The organism is Chloroflexota bacterium (genome assembly GCA_023475225.1).
GTDB lineage: Bacteria > Chloroflexota > UBA6077 > FW602-bin22 > JAMCVK01 > JAMCVK01.
Genome location: JAMCVK010000003.1, coordinates 1 through 17,440, shown reverse-complemented (window position 1 = coordinate 17,440; position 17,440 = coordinate 1). Strand labels below are relative to the sequence as shown.

Genomic DNA, 17,440 nt, shown 5'->3' with positions numbered 1-17,440 from the left:
CAGTTTCGCTGCCGAAGGCAACTAAGGCCAGTCCTTGGCGGCCTGCAGCTAATCATCCTTGGCGTAGGCAGGTAATGGTGACAAAATCACTGAACAATTAGGGTGACATTTTCACTGGACAACAACATTGAGCCCAAGATTGCAAACGATGACCCCTTTTTGTTATACTCGCCGCTGGAATCAGGAGTAGCAAATGAGACCCAGAGGAGAAGCGAGACCTTTATTCCGGCGTAGCCTTCGTTATTACGCTCAGGTCGCCTGTGTCCTGGTGGCTTTAGTATTGCTGGGCAACGCCATCTGGCGCCTTCCCGTTTCATCTTACAACTCCTCGCCCAAGGTCGAACCAGCCCCCTTGCGCACCATCCCGGATACAGATGTCAACCCTTATGGGGCTAATTTCTTCTTGCATCAGGAAGTTGAGCCCTGGAAGGTGGAGAAGACCCTTCAGATGGCTAAGGAGGCGGGCATCGGTTGGGTAAAGCAACAGTTCCCCTGGGAGGACATCGAGTTGCAGAAGGGGAACTTTTGGGATGAACGCTCAGGCAAGAGCACCTGGGAGAAATATGATCGTATTGTTGCCCTTGCCCAAAAATATGGACTGAAGATCATTGCTCGTCTCGACCGTCCACCGGCGTGGACGCGCAAGGATAACACTTTGAGAGAGGCTCCACCAGACAATTTTGAGGACTATGGTGACTTCGTCTATACAGTGGTCAAGCGCTACAAGGGCAAGATCAGCTACTACCAGCTGTGGAACGAGCCTAACATCTATCCTGAATGGGGCAATCAACCAGTGGATCCAGCCGCCTATGTGCGTCTCCTCCGCATCGGCTATGAGCGTGCCAAGCAGGCCGATCCCAATGTCCGTATCCTCAGCGCACCTCTGGCCCAGACGCTGGAACAATCGCCAATGAATATGTCTGAGTTGACCTATCTCGAGAAGATGTATGAAAATGGCGCAAAGGACTATTTTGATATCCTTTTTGCCAACGCCTATGGCTTCTCCTTCCCCCCGGATGCTCCACCAGACCCGCATGTCCTGAACTTCGCTCGGGTGGCCCTACTGCGTGAGATCATGGTGCGTCACGGCGATGCCAACAAGGCCATCTGGTTTAATGAGTTCGGCTGGAATGCCTCACCGGAGACCTTCCCGCCGGAGAAATTGAAGTGGGGCAGGGTAACAGAACAGCAACAGGCAGCCTATACCATCGCGGCCATCGAGAAGGCTCGGTCGGAGTGGAATTGGGCCGGCGTGTTTTGCATCTGGTACTTCCGGCAGGATGGACATATGCATCCCGATCGCTCTGACTACTATTTCCGTATGGTTGATGTGGGCTTCACGCCTCGTTTACTTTACGGTGCTGTAAAAAGTAAGGCTCCGGCCCTGAGGGTGGCCACGGTTGGTGACTATCAGGAGAGCAATCCGGCCCTGGTGAGTGAGGGTTCCTGGCAATACATAGCAGATCCCAGGGCCAGTGGCCAGGGCTTGCTGATCGGGCGTAACGTCGGAGATAGTGTGACCATCGCCTTCAAGGGTAGTGAGATCTCCCTAATTGTGTTGAAGGATCCCAACTCTGCCCTCTTAACCGCTACCTTGGATGGGCGTGAATGCAATCGTCTCCCCAGGGATGAACAGGGTCGTTCCCAGCTAGATCTTTACAGCCCCACTGCCCAGTGGCAAGTGAGGGTGCCCATCGCCAGCGACTTACCAGACGGGGAGCATAGATTGCGTCTAATGATTGCTGGGCCAGGAGGGGCTGGCCCAGGCAGTCGTCAGCCTATAGGCAGTGGTACTATCTCTGGCATCGATGGTTTTAGCGTCCGTGAAACGCCTAAGTCGCTCTGGCTGAATCTTGGCCCCCTCCTTGCCGGGGCAGTGGCCTTTCTGGTAGCTGCCGGTTTGCTCTGGCGAAGGGGCAAACCTCCAGCCATCGCGAACCATCGGAAAGATGAGGGGCGGGAGACAGAGTGACCGGGCGAACGGTATTGGCCCGAGTCCAGGGAATGGCTGGAGGTTTGCCCCTTTATGGTCTTAATCGCGGAGCTACAGCGACGCTGGCAACGTCTACCTGAAGGGTCACGTCAGGTGGCCATGGGCGGAGCCATGGCGCTGTCCATCGCTGTTTACTATTTTGCCCCCACGCTCGCCCTCCCTTTACTTGGTGGCTTGCTCTTCATTGTCCTGGCCTATGGGCACCTTGAGTGGGGTTTAGTGTTCACTATTTTCGCCATCCCCTTCTATTTATTGCCCCGACATTTTGGTTCCTTGTCATTCTCCGCGGTGGAGTTTCTCGTTCTGGCTTGTTTTGCTGCCTGGCTCATCCGCTCACTGGAGAATGGGGATTTAAGAAGAGCACTCTCCGCCTCGCTGACAGGATTTGGTTTACCAGCCCTACTCTTCGTACTCATCGGCTTTGGCTCATTGCTGGTCTCGGAGAGGTTACGAGAAAGCGTGCGGGAGCTGCGAACGGTGATTCTCGAGCCGGTCCTACTTTATTACCTGCTTCGCCAGGCGAGAGATGGGCGGCGCTGGATCCTGCGCTGGTCTGAGGCCTTGCTACTGGCCGCTGTGGTGGTAGCGCTGGTTGGTCTCTATCAGTATCTATTCACGCAAGATGTCATTACAGCTGAGGGGGTGCGCCGCATCAGGGCCGTATATGGTTCGCCGAACAACGTAGGGCTCTTTCTCGGTCGTCTTGTTCCCCTGGCTGGATGTCTGGCTCTATTTGCGGGGCGGCGCCGTCTGCTGTATACTCTGGCCACGGTGGTGATGTTGCTCTGTCTCGTCTTGACCTTCTCTCTGGGGGCATGGCTGGCCGTACTTGTCGCAGCTATATTTATCGCCTTTGTGGTGAAAGGTAAACGGGCCGTTCTCCCTGTTGGGATGGGCGTGGCCGCGGTGGCCTTGGGTCTGCTTCCCCTGGCTCAGGTAGAGCGCATTCGCTCTCATCTACAACTGGGGGAGGGAACGACTTTTCTGCGCTTGCAGCTCTGGCAGGCCGCGGTGAATATGGTCAAAGACCACCCACTATTCGGCATTGGTCTAGATAATTTTCTTTACCGATATCGTGAACATTATCGTTTGCCTGAGGCCTGGCAGGAGCCGAACATTTCTCATCCGCATAATCTTATCTTGGATTATTGGCTTCGCCTGGGATTACCCGGACTGATCGTAGGCGTTTGGTTGTTGGTCAGATTCTTCAGTCGTGGGCTGCGCCTCTATCGCCGATTGAATGAGGCTACTCTGAAGGCCTTGATGCTGGGATTGTTGGCCGGCATGGTTGATTTTGTGGTACACGGCATGATCGATAACTCTTACTTCCTGGTCGACCTAGCCATGATTTTCTGGTTCAGTTTGGCCATCGTCGATATTATGGAGAGAGCACAAGGAGGAAGCAGGGCGTGAAGATATTAGTGACCGGTGGTGCGGGTTTTATCGGCTCACATCTTTGTGAAAAACTTCTGAAAGAAGGACACGATGTTGTTTGTGTCGATAATCTGATCACGGGTAGTATGGCTAATATCAGCCACTTAATATCTCAGCCGGGATTCGAATTTCTCTTTCACGATGTTACGCAACCACTCGATTTGGAGACCGAAGCGATCTTTCATTTGGCCAGCCCGGCCAGCCCACCGGGGTATTTGAATTACCCTCTGGAAACCTCGCTGGTCAACAGCCTGGGCACCTATCTCCTGTTAGATCTAGCTAAGCGCCACCAAGCTAAATTCCTTCTCGCTTCTACCTCAGAGGCCTATGGCGATCCCCTCGAGCATCCCCAGCGGGAGGATTATTGGGGCAACGTCAATCCGATCGGTCTACGGAGCTGTTATGATGAGAGCAAGCGTTTTGCCGAATCGCTTACGATGACTTACGTTCGTCAGTTCGACCTGGACGCACGCATCATTCGTATCTTCAACTGTTATGGCCCTCATTCCGACCCGAATGATGGACGTGTTGTGCCGAACTTTGTTACTCAAGCGCTTAAAGGGGAGCCAATCACCGTATATGGTTCAGGTATGCAGACGCGTAGTCTCTGCTATATCTCCGATATGGTAGAGGGGATATGGCGGGCTATGTTCACTGAGGGTACGAAGGGGCAGGTCTATAACCTGGGCACGCCTGAAGAGCATACGGTCCTGGAATTCGCTGAGCTGATTAAACGTCTCTGCATCTCTGACTCGCCGATCATTTTTTTGCCGCTCCTCAGCGAGGATGACCCAGTACGGCGCTGTCCGGATATAAGCAAAGCCAGAGAACAGTTAGGCTGGGAGCCCAAATTAGGACTTAAAGAAGGGCTGGAAAAGACTATCGCCTGGTTTCAGGTCAGGTTGACTGCTCCCTTAGAGGAAAAGCGGTGAGAGCTGATAGTGTGGTAGATCGCGGCTATCAGACCTTTTGGCGCGGGGAAGGGTTAACCAATATAGCTGTGGTGGCCTTGACGATGAGCACCGCCCTGGCCATCGCCTGGCTACCGTTGAGCCTCGCGGCCATCTTAGTTATCGGGATAACGTTATCCTTATTGGTGCTAATCCGGTTGGAGTTCGGCTTCTGGCTACTCCTTTTTGCTGTACCCTTCGCCTCTCTCAAGGAGGTAGAGCTGGCTGGCTTTCAGCTCAACGCTATGGAGCCGCTGGTTATTCTCCTTGTCGTCTCCTGGCTGGCCAGGATGGTGGCCGAGCGAGAGATTCATCTGATCGCACCACCGCTTTTCATCCCTTTACTGTTGCTTATCGCTGCGCTTACAATCTCTGTGGGACAAGCGGTTTCCCTGGCAGCAAGCCTGAAGGAGATGTTAAAGTGGTTAGAGCTGCTGGCCGTATATTTTCTCCTAAGTAACACCCTTAAGGATAGAGGACAGCTCTCCAGGATACTAGTTGTTCTCCTGGCAGCTGGCTCGCTGGAGGCTCTGGTTGGCTTTTACCAGTTCTTCGGCCAGGTGGGGCCGCCGAGCTTCGCACTGGGCCGTTTTATGCGGGCCTATGGCACCTTTGCCCAGCCCAATCCCTTCGCCGGTTATCTGGGGATGATCATCCCGATCGCTCTCAGCCTGGCCCTGCTTTCTTTGCGACGCACCACAGCAGCAAGATCCTGGCCCTCTCCTCTTCGGTTGCTCTCTTGGATTGGGCTTGTCCTTTTAGGTGGGGCGGTGATGATGAGCCTATCGCGGGGGGCCTGGCTTGGGTTAGCTGGGGCGGTCGTCCTTATGAGTGCCCTGGCCAGCCGTCGAACCTTTATCCTGCTGCTGATCGCGCTTCTCCTGTTGGCTATCGTCCTGATGCTCGGTGCCTTCAACTTATTGCCTGCTCAACTGTTACAGCGGATCGAGAGCATAACCTCTTCCCTCAGTATTTTTGACGCACGCCAGGTGCTGCTAACGCCGCAAAATTGGGCTGTTGTGGAGAGGATGGCTCACTGGCAGGCTGCGTGGGAGATGTTTCAGACGAACCCGCTGTTCGGGGTCGGTGTAGGCAATTATGTCATTGTTTATCCCCATTATGCCTTACCAGGGTGGGCTGACCCCCTTGGACATGCCCATAATTTCTATTTAAATATGGCGGCGGAAGCTGGGCTGCTGGGGCTCGGTGCTTATCTGTTATTTGTGGTATCCTGTTTCTGGCATGCTTGGCGGGTTCTCGGCCGCTACGTGGTGAGCAGTGACTATTCTCTGGAGAGGGCCACATTGCTTGGCCTTCTGGGCGCTCTGGCTGTCGTCTCGCTCCATAATGGCTTTGATAACCTTTACGTACATGGAATGAACGTTCAAATAGCCATAATGCTGGGCATGGTCTCGGCTCTTGGGCTAAGGGTGAGATCAGACAGACTGGAAGAGGGTTCGACTGGACCTTTTTCTGAAAGGGATTGCTAGATCATAAGGAAGGGAAGGATAGTTTTAAGATCAACGAGGAAGTTAACAAGCAAGCGGTTGGGACTGATATTATGCCTGAAAATGGGGAGATACTGACAGGGGAGGTCTCCCTAGAGAGACGCTTCTTTAACCTGCAGACCTTGGTCTCCTTTCTGCTCGCTTTCGCTATCATCTATTTTATGTTGACGAAGATCAATATTGACCTTCGAGAGACGGTCGAGAACATCAAGCGAGCGAACTGGCTCTTTTACCTCTTGGCCTTTCTTATCTACTACTCGAGCTTCCCAGTGCGGGGCTTACGCTGGCGCTTGCTGTTGCGTAACGTCGGCTTCCGCAGAGCAGCGGGCATTCGTCTTCCCTCGATACTAGGACTGGCGGAGATCATCTTTCTCTCCTGGTTCGCTAACTGCCTGGTGCCGGCCAAGCTGGGGGATGCCTACCGTGGTTATTTGTTGAAGCGCAACGCAAGGGTCTCTTTATCAAAGACGCTGGGCACTATTCTGGCCGAGCGGATGTCCGATATGGTTGTTCTATTTATCATGCTAGCCTTGGCCGGGCTGAGCCTTTTTGGGGGTAAGGTTCCCGCACCCGTGATGACCATCTTCTTGGCAGGGTTGGTCCTTGTAGTCCTTATTGTGTTGGCCGTTCTGGTGATGAAGTCTTGCGGTGGGCTGGTACAACGGCTATTGCCGGCGCGGGTTAAACCAATTTATGGTCGTTTTGAGGAAGGCACGCTGCTCAGTTTCCAAAACATGCCCTTGCTGTTATTGCTCACGGTAGTGGTCTGGCTGCAAGAGAGCGCCCGTATGTGGTTCATTTGTCTTTCTTTGGGGTTATCGGCTATTGGGCTCTCTCCGGTAATCTTTATGGCCCTCGGTGGTGCTATCCTGACCACTCTACCGATCACGCCGGCTGGGTTGGGGCTGGTAGAGTCGGCCACTGTTGGTGTTCTTTTGTTGCTCAACAACCTGGGGGCAGTGCACGGGATAGATGAAAATGTCGCCGCCTCGGTGGCCATCTTGGATCGAACGCTCAGCTATTGGAGTCTGATAGTGTTCGGTTTGCTGGTCTATTTGCTAAGCAAGAAGAAGTGAGGGGCGCTTGCGCATAGGAATCGACTACACGGCGGCTGTGAATCAGGGTGCAGGTATCGGACGTCACGTTCGCAGCCTGGTTTCGGCCATCGCCGAGAACGATTCGCAGAATGAATATGTCCTGTTCTACGGCTATCGCGGAGAGAAGAGACCGGGTCCATTTTTGGGCGGGCGCCCCAATTTCCAAGAGAAGGCGATCCGGCTATCTGATCGGACCCTGACGATAATCTGGCATCGCTTGGGGTTACCCTTGCCTCTAGACCTACTCATCGGGCGGGTCGATGTGTTTCATTCCCCAGATTTTGTTCTACCGCCGTTGCGTTCTGGGGCTAGGGTTCTCACCATCCACGATCTTTCCTTCCTCTTATTTCCGGAATATCACGATGAAGGGCTGCGAACTTACCTCGAAAGGGCCGTGCCGGCCTCGTTGACTCGAGCAGATCAGATCGTGGCCGTATCAGAGAATACCAAGAATGATCTTATCTGTTTGCTGGATGCTCCGCCAGACAGGGTAGAGGTCGTTTACAATGGCTTAGATGAGCGGTTTGCACCGGTGAGAGATGCCTCAACCCTATCCGATGTGCGCAAGCGCTGTCGACTCGAAGCCCCCTTTATCCTGAACGTGGGGACTATCGAACCGCGGAAGAACCTGAGCCGCCTCATCCAGGCCTACGCCGAGCTCCTGGGGGAACCAGGGTTCGAGCACCAGTTAGTTATCGCTGGCAAAAGAGGCTGGCTGTACGATGAGATTTTTGACAAAGTAGATGAGCTGGGCCTATCCAAGAAGGTGCGCTTTTTGGGTTACGTGCCGGAGGAGGATCTTCCAGCTCTGTACAGCCTGGCTGATCTCTTTGTTTTCCCCTCCCTTTATGAGGGGTTTGGCCTGCCTCTCTTAGAGGCTATGGCTTGTGGTACGCCTGTCATTGCCTCTACTAGCTCAGCCCTGCCGGAGGTAGTCGGCGATGCTGGATTACTGGTCAAGCCTACCGATGTTGCAGGGCTAGCAGAGGCGATGGGTAGGACCCTGAGTGATAGGGATCTGAGGCAGGATATGGTCAGAAAGGGACTAGAAAGGAGCAAGCGGTTTACCTGGCGGGGGGCGGCGGAGAAGATCTTGCGCATCTACCAGCGCGCTTTTGAGAGGAGCTAGGAGTTGCGCATCGGGCTCAACGCCTATTTTTGGCGTCAACCATTGACCGGCAGCGGTCAGTATACCCGGAATCTACTGCGGGCACTCTCCAGGATTGATCAGTTCAATGACTATATCATCTTTCATCCCGCTGATGGCGGCGACCTCGGGCCATTGCCGGCTAATTTTCGCCGCTATCAGGTTGGTGGTCTCCTATCCTGGCTTCCTGAAGACCCGCTTAAGGTTTGGCTGGAACAGGTGAGTTTGCCCATCGCTGCCTATCAGGCAGGGCTGACCCTCGTTCATTACCCCTATCTTGCTGCACCCCTGCTCTCCACGTGTAAAGTAGTGGTTACCATCCATGATCTTATCCCCTTACTCCTCCCTTTTTATCGAGGTCGCACCGCAGTGCGTTTGTATACTCAACTAGTTTCCCTGGCGGCCAAGAGGGTGGCTATGGTCATCGCGGATTCTGAATGTTCCAAAGCCGATATTCAAAGGCTGCTGGGGATACCAGCTGAGCGCATCAGGGTAATTTATTTGGCCGCCGATGAGTGCTTCCGGCCGGTTGATGCTGCTGACGAGGCAGCTCGTCTGCGCCAGAAGTATCACCTAGATGGGGATTTCTTTTTATATGTCGGTGGCTTCGACTACCGGAAAAACGTGAATCGACTCATCGAGTCTTTTGCTGCTCTTAAGCGTTGGAATGGAAGAGAGGATAAGCTCGTCCTTGTAGGGCAGATTGGGACAGAAAGCACCCTTTTCCCAGACCCCCGCCTCGCTGTGCGCCACTTCGGCCTGGAGGACAGGGTTCAGCTCCTCGGCCTGGTGCCTGAGGAAGATATGCCAGCCCTCTATGCAGCGGCCACGGCCCTCATCTACCCCTCACTATATGAAGGGTTTGGTCTGCCACCACTGGAGGCGATGGCTTGTGGCACACCAGTCATCTGTTCAAGTGCTTCCTCGCTGCCGGAGATAGTTGGTGAAGCGGCTCTTATGGTAGACCCGACCGATACGGCGGCCTTAACGCAAGCGATGCGCGCTATCTTGAGCGATTCGGAGCTGCGCACCTCTCTGCGCCGACGTGGTCTGGAGAGGGCCAGCCTGTTCAGCTGGGAGAAAACGGCTCGCCAGACCCTGGCCGTTTATGAGGAAGTCGGCCAGGAACGGTGAGTTAGATCACCATCGTGCTATGCCTGGTTAGAGTTGTCCCACCATCTAGCGAAGCGGTGTTCGCCAGGTCGCCTTGGCCGAGAAATGTGTGTTTCCTGCGGTCTATACTCTTGCTCTGTCTTGCGGCCTTATTAATCCAGCTCGTTCAGTTCCTTAACTATGATGTCGGGGTCAAGACCGTGCATCATAGCCCCAAAGGATATGGACTCCATGCGCATGCCTGGGCAAGTGAAGCAGCCTGAACCGAAATACTTCTCGATCACCTTCTCTGCCCCAGGATGAGCCTTCAGCACGTCACCAATGATCATATCCTTGTTAAAACGGGTTTTGGTTTCAGCCATCGTCGATCCGTTCTCCTTTCCACCAAAATTCCTTACGGTTGTCTCTTAAGCTAAGGTTCTCCACATGTTGTATACAAAGAGATATATTGATATAGTCAGGATGGCCCCAAAAATGGCCAGTAACACGGTGAATTCCCCCAGGGGTTGATAAGCGCCAATGCCCATAAGCAGGAGCATCCCGATCAAGCCGACGTTAGCCAGTAAGAACTGCACCCAAGCAAGTCCCTCGCTGTACAAGGGCCTGCCCCGGAAGCGCGGGAGGATGTGGTAGGCCACACCGAAAATGAGAAACATCACGAATCCAACCAGGTTTAGATGGGCATGTACCGTTCGCAAGAGGCGCGTCTGCGGGATGATGAAAAAGAGCGCTCCTAAAGTGACCCCTATAACCAGATAGACCATACCAGCCATAATGAATCCCATCGTTGTCTTACTCATAGTCCTTTATCCCCTTTTCTTTAAGTAACGAATCATTCTGGGGTTAATGAGCCCCGTGGATAACTCGTGGTAAGCAGGAGGCACATACCCACGTCTCCTGTCCCTGGTATTCGCCACGAAGTAAGAGTCGATCTTCGCTTGTTGCCCCGCAGATGAGGCAGCGCTTTGTATCCCCAGCGCTCTCCGGGGTTGGTTGATTGTTCGACATAACTATCTCCTTTTCGTTATGATTTTTGCAACAAAGGACTGAACCAGGGCAGCGTAGGCCTCAGATTGGTATCCTTCAATCTGGCCATGGTCGCAGTCCTCAGCCAGCTGCGGGTCCAGCGGGAGCTTTCCCAAGAAGGCTGCCCTGGCCAGGATAGCCAGCTCCTTTCCCTGGCTCGGTCCGAACAATTCGAAGGGCTTGCCCGACTCTGGGCAGACGATATAGCTCATATTTTCCACCACTCCGAGAATGGGAATGTCCAGTCTCTGTGCTAGTCCCACAGACTTGCGCACGACCATGGTGGCTAGCGCCTGGGGCGAAGAGACGATAATTATGCCCTCTACAGGCAGGGACTGGAGCACAGTGAGTGGCGCATCCGACGTGCCGGGTGGCAAATCGATAAGAAGATAGTCCAGTTTGCCCCAGGCCGTCTGGCTATAGAACTGCTTTATGGCGCTGCTAATGAGTGGCCCTCGCCAAATGACGGGCTCATCCTCGTGTTCGAGAAAGAGGTTGACTGAGACGATGGCGATGCCAAGAGAGCTTTGCGCTGGCCGGATGGCTTCTTCCGTCAGCAGACCGCGGTGGTTGAGACCGAACATCTTAGGGATGCTGGGGCCGGTGAGGTCGGCATCGAGAATGCCCACGCGGAATCCACGCCGGCGTAGGCCAACAGCCAGAAGGGCGGTCACTGATGATTTTCCGACCCCTCCTTTGCCACTGGCTACGGCGATGATGTGTTGGATGTGGTTCTCCGCCTGAATGGTAGGCGTATGGTCAGCAGATGTGGAGGATGCCTGTCCCTCGGGACCTTCGTTTATGGCTCTATTCAGATCGGCGATGAGGGGTTCCACAGCCAGGCCATGGGCAGCGGCTCCTTGGGCGATGGTCTCATACCTGGCCAAATGGCAACCAGCACAGGGTAGTCCGTGCGCAGCAAAGATGCGTGCGGTGTAGGGAAACCTGGTGATCAAGTCCCTTATATTTGTTTCCGTATCGACTGTTAGGGTGGTTTCGCTTGCGGCGGTAGCAGAAATAGTCATCCTATCTTCTCCATCCTTCAATTGTTGAGGACTATCTCAAAGGGGCAGCTGATAGCCTGGGTCGGGCAGACTGTCTCACACTCAGTACAGTAATCGCAGTCCTCTGGTCTTACGATTACGGCGTGGCCGTTTATCAGGCTTACAGCTTGGGTTGGACACGCCTCAACGCACGTGCCGCAACCGGTACATTTGTCTTCATCTATTTCAGGTAAGATTGTTATCAACCTCTATTCCTCGCTATGATCAGGCTGTCTAAAGGTTTAGCTATTATGCAAAACAGGGGTTATCCACCTCTCGACACAAAGTCTACAACGGTGGATAACCCCTGTATGTGACTTTTGTCTCAATATTTATATTTCCTAAATTATATTGCGCAAGAATTGTGCATTCTGAATGACGATGCGGTTTCGTTCCACTTTGATCGCGCCCTCCTCCTCGAGCCTCCGCAAGGCACGACTGATCATCTCTCTGGCTGTGCCCACCATTGCTGCCATTTCTTGCTGCGTTAGCCTGTATCTGACTCCTTTTTCTATCTTCTGCTCCGGCTGCTCGGCGTATTGGAGCAAGAGCTTGGCCAGGCGGCTCACCACGTGGCGGAAGGAAAGATCTTCCACTAAAAGAGTAAGGTAGCGCAATCTCTTGGCAAAGACTTTGAGGGTGGCCAAGGTCACTGCTGGATAGGTGCGCAAGATCTGGCGTATGTCCTCTTTGGAGATAAGGTAAACGGTAGTTTTCTCCAAAGCTTGGGCACTGGCTGGATTTGGGCCGTCGTCGAAGATTGGCACATCATTGAAGGAATCACCACGCCCCATAATGCGTAACACCTGCTCTTTGCCCTCGGGAGAGGTCTTGAAAATCTTGACCCGGCCAGACTTCACGAAATAGAGGGCATGACACGGTTCATCCTCGAGAAAGATCAGCTCATCCTGCTCGAAGGTTCTTTCGCGGAAGAACCCCTTGATCTGTGAGATCTCTGCCGGGCTTAGGTCAGCAAAATAAGGGAACTCTCCTAGAAACTCCATGGTGTCCTCAATCTATTATAGAGTGGCCATCCAGTCAAGCCCGCAATCATTTATAGGCTACGGCGATGAGATCGTAGGTCTGCTCTAGTTGCCAGGGACTGAATTGAAAATCGCTATAGAACTGGATCTCCTTGAATCCACTTGCGGCCAGGAGCCCTTCCAAATCTGCCTTGAAGATCGGTCGTTGCCGCGTAGAATTGACCTCGTAGCGCCATTGGCCTTTTTCTTTGATAAACGTGACGATGTGGAAGTTCAGATACTCTCCCTCGAAGTCCACCAGTCTAAAGAAGAGCAGCTCTCGCCCAGCCATTTTGGTTGTATCGAGGGACATAAATTTTTGCTTCTCCAGATAGACGCGATCATAGTTCCTGTTCTGGATGACGACAACCCCACCCTCCTCTAGCAGCGCGAAGAAGTCTGTCAGGGCTTGAAATAGCTCCCTCTCGGAAAGAAGATGGGGTAAGGAGTTGCCCAGACACACAATGGCTCCGAAATGTCGTTTCAATGTTTTCCAAATCTCACCAAACCCGGCTTGAACGAAGGTAACGGAGACGTTGAGAGCTTCGGTATTCAGCGCTGCCCTCTGGAGCATCTCCACGCTGAGGTCTGTGCCCACTACTTCATAACCCCATTGAGCGAAGCGGATGGCATGCTGTCCAGTACCACAGGCAGCGTCAAGGATAGAGCGGGTCTGGTGTTGCCCGAAGATCTTCTGGAAGAAAGGCGCTTCATTCTTGAGTCTAGTCTCCCAGGAGACCATCAAGTCGTAACGATCAGCGAAAGTATCATACAGGCTCGCTGGTGACATTAGTGCCTCCTTGTTCGAGGGTCTCGGATTGGCTCTTGACCTGGCCAAAGCAATAGAATATAGTTTATTTAGAATATAATTTACCCTTCTATAATCTGTTAAGGGAGCTGCATTGTGAGTTTTCGGAACGGTTGTCCTGGTGCTCGTCTCTTTAAGGATGTACGCCCGGAAGATATCGCCTGCCCGCACTGCGGCTATCTAGTGGAGATCTGGTCCGACGAGATCAAGGCCCGCTGTCCTAATTGCCACGGGCTTGTCCTCCGGGAGAGGCAGGCCTCCTGTATCGACTGGTGTCGTTCGGCCAAAGAATGTCTCGGTGAAGAGACATATCAACGCCTGAAGGGATCAAAGTAGATGTCAGTATGCGCTATTGGAACCCCAATTCAGCTGGTGTGGCTAAAGGACGCTTTACACCGGCTGTTTCCGTGGGGAGTAGCGTCAGAAAGAAACCCAATAGGACGATACCTGCCCCGAGGTAAAATGCCCTTTCGAAAGAGCCACTCATATCTTTGATCCAACCAGCTATCACTGGGGTGATAATGGCTGAGCTCATGCCAGCGAAGCTATAGAGCCCTAAAGCAGAGCCCAAGTCGTCTGGATTGATAGCGGCAACGTGGTCACTGAGCCAGGAAGCCCCGATCGGATCCCAAGAGAGCTTGCCAAATAATCCGTAGCCAATCAGGGCCAGGATCATGACGGTGAGGGAGTGGACGAAGGCTACAGAGATGATCATCATAGTGGCTAAGGGAAAGAGAATTAGGGAAAGCAGGCGGCGCCCCAGCCGATCAGATAGTCCACCGCTAACCAGTCCAGCCGGTAAGGCGGCCATAGCAACGATAGCCGTATACAGCCCGGCCGTTTCCAGGCCAATGCCCCTCTCCGTCTGAAAGAAGGTTGGTCCCCAGACAAGGATCGTCCAAAAGCCGTAGAGAGAGCAGAAATTGGCTAAACAGATGCTGACGACATTTCTATTCCGCAGAAGCTGCTGGAATCTGCCGGGGGTCAGTGATGTAGGACGGATCTCCCTCAGGATGAGAGCGTAGAGCAGGGCAATGAGGAGGGTAGGAAGGGCCAACAGCAGAAAAGGGGTGCGCCATTCCTGGGTCAAGAGGTAAACTGGTCCGGCCGCTGCTAACCCCAGGGCGGTGCCCAGGGCCATGCCGGAGTTAATGATAGCTGCCCCTAAGCCACGTAGCCGACTGGGCATGTTGATCATGGCCAAGCCATACGCTGTGGGAAAGTGAGCACCACCGCCAAGCCCGTGGATGGCTACAAAAAGGAGCAGAGTCGGATAGCTTGCCGCCAGTAGTCCGATGGCCAGCATCCCCAGTCCAGCCAGGAAATAGGTAGCGACCAAGACTCGCTTCAAGCCAATCCTGTCACCTAGAAGGCCGGCCGGTATCTGCATCGCCACATAGAGCAAGAAGTAGGTGCTAGTAATGGCTCCGGTCTGGGTGGCTGTAAGGTCAAACTTCTGGCCGATCACGCTGAGCATTGGATAGAGAGCGGTACGGTCAGCATAGATCATCACCCAGCCCAGGCAGATGACAGCAATCACCTTATAGAGGTAGCTTTTATCCATGGTGGAGACGATAACCGTAATTTTTTCGGTAGTACTCGGCGTATTCTCCGGACTTGATTTTACGCCACCACCACTCGTTGTCTTGGTACCAGCACACGGTATGAGCAAGGGCGGTGGCGAAGTCCTGGTGGGGCTGCCAGCCCAGAGTTTGAATCTTGCCCCAATTCAGGGCATAGCGGCGATCGTGCCCTGGGCGGTCGGCTATATGCTGGATGAGGTCGGTCGACTTCCCCAGGAGTGATAGGATGAGCTTGGCCAGGTCGATGTTCTGCACCTCGTTACCGGCGCCTATGTTATAAATCTCACCATCCTGTCCCTTGTGGAGGACGAGGTCGATCCCTTCGCAATGATCAAGCACATATAGATGGTCGCGTACCTGGAGTCCATCCCCGTAGATAGGTAATGGTAGGTCATCAATGGCGTTGGTGATGAAGAGGGAGACCACCTTCTCCGGATATTGGTAGGGACCGAAGGTGTTGCTGCCCCGCGTAATCACTACAGGTAGGTCATAACTGATGTGGTAGGCCTGTACCATTAGCTCGCCACCGGCCTTGCTGGCTGAGTAAGGGCTGCGTGCTGCCAGGCGATCCGTTTCCAGTGATGAACCCTCCAACACCTCGCCATATACCTCATCGGTGCTCACCTGTAGGAATCGCTCTATATTGTGCCGGCGTGCTGCCTCGAGGAGGACGTAAGTACCAAAGACATCGGTCATGATGAAGCTGCCCGGTTCCAGCAAGGAGCGGTCGACATGGGTTTCAGCCGCGAAGTTGATGATGGCCGCAATGTCATTTTCGTGTATTGTTTCTTCGACGATCCTGGCATCGCAAATATCCCCTCGAATGAACTTGTAACGCGGATCGTTGGTGACATCTTGTAGATTATCCAGGTTGCCAGCATAGGTCAGCTTATCGAGCACAACGATGTGGTAATGATCATATTTCCGGAGCATGTAGCGCACGAAATTGCTGCCAATGAAGCCTGCTCCTCCTGTAACCAGGATATGTTTCATTATTTTATCTCCCTTTTATCTAAACTGCACCACTGGCATAATGGGCACGCTTAAACTTCCCATGTGATGGGGCTTAGCCCCTACCCGAAGCGGGGACAAGGCTCGCTGCTATCCTAATAGCCATTCCTCTCAGCTTGCGCACCACCTTGCGAGGCGAAGCATAACGCCTGAGAGTGGCCTTTATAGTCCGCTTAACCGCGTTTATTGGTGTCCGTCGCTGGGATTCCGTGAGGGCCCAGAGGAGAAATTGATAATCGTGTCCCTTGATTTTGGCCTCTGTGGGGTTACGTCGGTAGCTATCGTGATCAACGATCAGCGAAAGATCGTTCTCCAGACAATAGGTGTAAAGGTCGCTGCCTGGGTGTGGTGTGTAGAAGGCGGGACTGTAATAATCTGGGTCGATCTTTTTTAGCATTCGTACTGTATCCATGATCTCCGCTTTGGTCTCGGTGGGCAGCCCAAGCATATAGTTAGCCCATATCTGAATGCTGTAGCGCTTGCAGATGCGGGCAGCCTCCATGTTTTGGGCCACCGTCGTTCCCTTACGGATGAAACGCAGAATGCGGTCGTTACCGCTCTCGAAGCCGATAAAGAAACCGGTCAGGCCGGCCTGGTGCATAAGTCCGACCATATCCTCATGTTTCACAATAATGTCGGCCCGGCTTTGACAGAAGAAGGGCTGGCGGAACCCATTCTCTTGATAGGCATGGCAAAATTCCATCACCCAGGACCTATCCTCAGTGAGGCAGTCATCGTGAATGAGCAGGCTCCGAAAATTGTACCTCTCCCGCAGGTAGCGCAGTTCAGCGATGACATTATTTACGCTGCGATGTCTTACTCGACCATCGAAGAGGATACGTTCGGCTGGTTGACAAAAGCTGCAATTATATATGCAGCCGCGCCCGGCGATGATGGTGACGAATGGAGCGGGTAGATCGCCCAGCGGTACCTCAGGTGATTCCAATGTGTAGCCTGCTTTTCGCCATTCGTTGAGGAAAAGGTTGCGGTCACCGAAGGGAAGGGTGTCCAGATCCGGTTTCTTTCCACGGATGATCCGCTCTGTCCTCTCCCCGGCAGCCAGCTTTTGGAGCAGCTCGACAAAGACAATCTCTCCCTCGTGAGTGACAATGTGGTCAATCTTGGGGTTATTCGCTATCTCGTGTAGAGCGAGGGTAGGATGTGGCCCCCCAACGACAGTAACTGTGTGTGGAAGGATATCCTTAATAATGTCTAGGCAACGCATCACGGGGTTATAATCAACGCTCATCATAGTCAAAGCGGCCACATCTGGGCGGCGGACGAGAATCTCTGAGCAGAAATGGTCCCAATCGCGCAGGGCGCGCAGGTCGACGAGGTCAACGGTGAAGCCGACCTGTTGAGCACAGGCACCCAGCAGGATCAACCCGTGACTGATCCAGCCAGAGTCCATTCCCTTGCCGGCAGTATTGAATCCGCTACCGCTGATTCCGGCATAAATGAGAGTTACTTTCATTAGTTGATACCCTCATCCCCCTTACCCCCTTCTCCCTATAGGGAGAAGGGGGGATTATGAACTAGGGCGGAGCCCTAGGACCCTCCCAGAAGGGGGATCGCCCCCTTCTGGACTACCCCCCTGCTCCGACGGGAGAAGGGGGGATCGGATCTAGGCTGTATCCCGATTCACTTCAGGTGGTGGGGCTGCGCCCTCCCTCCTTGATCTCCCCTTGCTCCGACGGGAGAAGGG

General features: G+C 53.6%; 18 protein-coding genes. 8 read left to right on the top strand and 10 right to left on the bottom strand.

Features of this window, described 5'->3' with window-relative positions; genetic code table 11:
- Nucleotides 1–193: 193 nt before the first annotated feature.
- Genes M1136_00585 through M1136_00555 form a run of 7 tightly spaced genes read left to right on the top strand, consistent with a single transcriptional unit; the run spans nt 194 to nt 9,263 of the window.
- Entirely contained in the window at nt 194–1,972 is a 1,779-nt protein-coding gene (locus tag M1136_00585; GenBank protein MCL5074137.1) for a hypothetical protein, read from the top strand.
- 54 nt (nt 1,973–2,026) lie between these two features.
- On the top strand, nt 2,027–3,406 hold the full coding sequence (locus tag M1136_00580; GenBank protein MCL5074136.1) for an O-antigen ligase family protein: 1,380 nt from the start codon (nt 2,027–2,029) through the stop codon (nt 3,404–3,406).
- Nucleotides 3,403–4,359 carry an SDR family oxidoreductase gene (locus M1136_00575; protein ID MCL5074135.1) on the top strand — a complete coding sequence of 319 codons (957 nt, stop codon included), beginning with the start codon at nt 3,403–3,405 and terminating at the stop codon, nt 4,357–4,359. Before M1136_00580 ends, M1136_00575 begins: the two co-directional genes overlap by 4 nt.
- On the top strand, nt 4,356–5,867 hold the full coding sequence (locus M1136_00570; GenBank protein ID MCL5074134.1) for an O-antigen ligase family protein: 1,512 nt from the start codon (nt 4,356–4,358) through the stop codon (nt 5,865–5,867). The genes M1136_00575 and M1136_00570 overlap by 4 nt, the downstream gene beginning before the upstream one ends.
- Nucleotides 5,861–6,961, top strand: a complete 1,101-nt coding sequence (locus M1136_00565; GenBank protein MCL5074133.1) for a flippase-like domain-containing protein — start codon at nt 5,861–5,863, stop codon at nt 6,959–6,961. The genes M1136_00570 and M1136_00565 overlap by 7 nt, the downstream gene beginning before the upstream one ends.
- 7 nt (nt 6,962–6,968) lie before the next feature.
- A complete protein-coding gene (locus M1136_00560; GenBank protein ID MCL5074132.1) occupies nt 6,969–8,111 on the top strand; it encodes a glycosyltransferase family 4 protein in 1,143 nt (380 codons plus the stop codon).
- 3 nt (nt 8,112–8,114) lie between these two features.
- The gene (locus M1136_00555; GenBank protein ID MCL5074131.1) at nt 8,115–9,263 is read left to right on the top strand and encodes a glycosyltransferase family 4 protein; all 1,149 of its coding nucleotides are present in this window, start codon (nt 8,115–8,117) and stop codon (nt 9,261–9,263) included.
- Between the two features lie 131 nt (nt 9,264–9,394).
- Here the strand turns inward: M1136_00555 and M1136_00550 are convergent, their stop codons facing one another.
- The 7 genes from M1136_00550 to M1136_00520 all read right to left on the bottom strand — a co-directional run bounded on the left by M1136_00550 (nt 9,395) and on the right by M1136_00520 (nt 13,123).
- The gene (locus tag M1136_00550) at nt 9,395–9,604 is read right to left on the bottom strand and encodes a DUF1858 domain-containing protein (protein MCL5074130.1); all 210 of its coding nucleotides are present in this window, start codon (nt 9,602–9,604) and stop codon (nt 9,395–9,397) included.
- A gap of 45 nt (nt 9,605–9,649) precedes the next feature.
- On the bottom strand, nt 9,650–10,042 hold the full coding sequence (locus M1136_00545; protein MCL5074129.1) for a cbb3-type cytochrome c oxidase subunit I: 393 nt from the start codon (nt 10,040–10,042) through the stop codon (nt 9,650–9,652).
- 43 nt (nt 10,043–10,085) lie between these two features.
- Nucleotides 10,086–10,250 carry a hypothetical protein gene (locus tag M1136_00540; protein ID MCL5074128.1) on the bottom strand — a complete coding sequence of 55 codons (165 nt, stop codon included), beginning with the start codon at nt 10,248–10,250 and terminating at the stop codon, nt 10,086–10,088.
- A gap of 2 nt (nt 10,251–10,252) precedes the next feature.
- A complete protein-coding gene (locus M1136_00535; protein ID MCL5074127.1) occupies nt 10,253–11,293 on the bottom strand; it encodes a P-loop NTPase in 1,041 nt (346 codons plus the stop codon).
- A 17-nt stretch (nt 11,294–11,310) separates the two neighbouring features.
- Nucleotides 11,311–11,517, bottom strand: a complete 207-nt coding sequence (locus M1136_00530; protein MCL5074126.1) for a 4Fe-4S binding protein — start codon at nt 11,515–11,517, stop codon at nt 11,311–11,313.
- A gap of 135 nt (nt 11,518–11,652) precedes the next feature.
- A complete protein-coding gene (locus tag M1136_00525; protein ID MCL5074125.1) occupies nt 11,653–12,315 on the bottom strand; it encodes a Crp/Fnr family transcriptional regulator in 663 nt (220 codons plus the stop codon).
- 46 nt (nt 12,316–12,361) lie between these two features.
- A complete protein-coding gene (locus M1136_00520; GenBank protein ID MCL5074124.1) occupies nt 12,362–13,123 on the bottom strand; it encodes a class I SAM-dependent methyltransferase in 762 nt (253 codons plus the stop codon).
- Nucleotides 13,124–13,237: 114 nt separating this feature from the next.
- Between M1136_00520 and M1136_00515 the strand changes: the two genes are divergently transcribed.
- A complete protein-coding gene (locus M1136_00515; GenBank protein ID MCL5074123.1) occupies nt 13,238–13,477 on the top strand; it encodes a phosphohydrolase in 240 nt (79 codons plus the stop codon).
- Between the two features lie 13 nt (nt 13,478–13,490).
- Here M1136_00515 and M1136_00510 read toward each other — a convergent pair whose 3' ends face one another.
- From M1136_00510 to M1136_00500, 3 genes are all read right to left on the bottom strand, one after another.
- A complete protein-coding gene (locus M1136_00510; GenBank protein ID MCL5074122.1) occupies nt 13,491–14,705 on the bottom strand; it encodes an MFS transporter in 1,215 nt (404 codons plus the stop codon).
- Nucleotides 14,698–15,717 (bottom strand): dTDP-glucose 4,6-dehydratase, encoded by a 1,020-nt coding sequence (gene rfbB / locus M1136_00505; protein ID MCL5074121.1) that lies wholly within the window; start codon nt 15,715–15,717, stop codon nt 14,698–14,700. Before rfbB ends, M1136_00510 begins: the two co-directional genes overlap by 8 nt.
- Nucleotides 15,718–15,790: 73 nt before the next feature.
- Nucleotides 15,791–17,209: a cobalamin-dependent protein gene (locus tag M1136_00500; GenBank protein ID MCL5074120.1), complete on the bottom strand. Its 1,419-nt coding sequence runs from the start codon at nt 17,207–17,209 to the stop codon at nt 15,791–15,793.
- Nucleotides 17,210–17,440 lie beyond the last annotated feature (231 nt).

Excerpts from the sequence above, each read along its gene's own strand:
- M1136_00585 (MCL5074137.1), top strand. The coding sequence starts at position 194 with ATGAGACCCAGAGGAGAAGCGAGACCTTTATTCCGGCGTAGCCTTCGT.
- M1136_00580 (MCL5074136.1), top strand. The coding sequence starts at position 2,027 with ATGGTCTTAATCGCGGAGCTACAGCGACGCTGGCAACGTCTACCTGAA.
- M1136_00550 (MCL5074130.1), bottom strand. The coding sequence starts at position 9,604 with ATGGCTGAAACCAAAACCCGTTTTAACAAGGATATGATCATTGGTGAC.
- M1136_00545 (MCL5074129.1), bottom strand. The coding sequence starts at position 10,042 with ATGAGTAAGACAACGATGGGATTCATTATGGCTGGTATGGTCTATCTG.
- M1136_00540 (MCL5074128.1), bottom strand. The coding sequence starts at position 10,250 with ATGTCGAACAATCAACCAACCCCGGAGAGCGCTGGGGATACAAAGCGC.
- M1136_00535 (MCL5074127.1), bottom strand. The coding sequence starts at position 11,293 with ATGACTATTTCTGCTACCGCCGCAAGCGAAACCACCCTAACAGTCGAT.
- M1136_00525 (MCL5074125.1), bottom strand. The coding sequence starts at position 12,315 with ATGGAGTTTCTAGGAGAGTTCCCTTATTTTGCTGACCTAAGCCCGGCA.
- M1136_00520 (MCL5074124.1), bottom strand. The coding sequence starts at position 13,123 with ATGTCACCAGCGAGCCTGTATGATACTTTCGCTGATCGTTACGACTTG.
- M1136_00510 (MCL5074122.1), bottom strand. The coding sequence starts at position 14,705 with ATGGATAAAAGCTACCTCTATAAGGTGATTGCTGTCATCTGCCTGGGC.
- rfbB (MCL5074121.1), bottom strand. The coding sequence starts at position 15,717 with ATGAAACATATCCTGGTTACAGGAGGAGCAGGCTTCATTGGCAGCAAT.
- M1136_00500 (MCL5074120.1), bottom strand. The coding sequence starts at position 17,209 with ATGAAAGTAACTCTCATTTATGCCGGAATCAGCGGTAGCGGATTCAAT.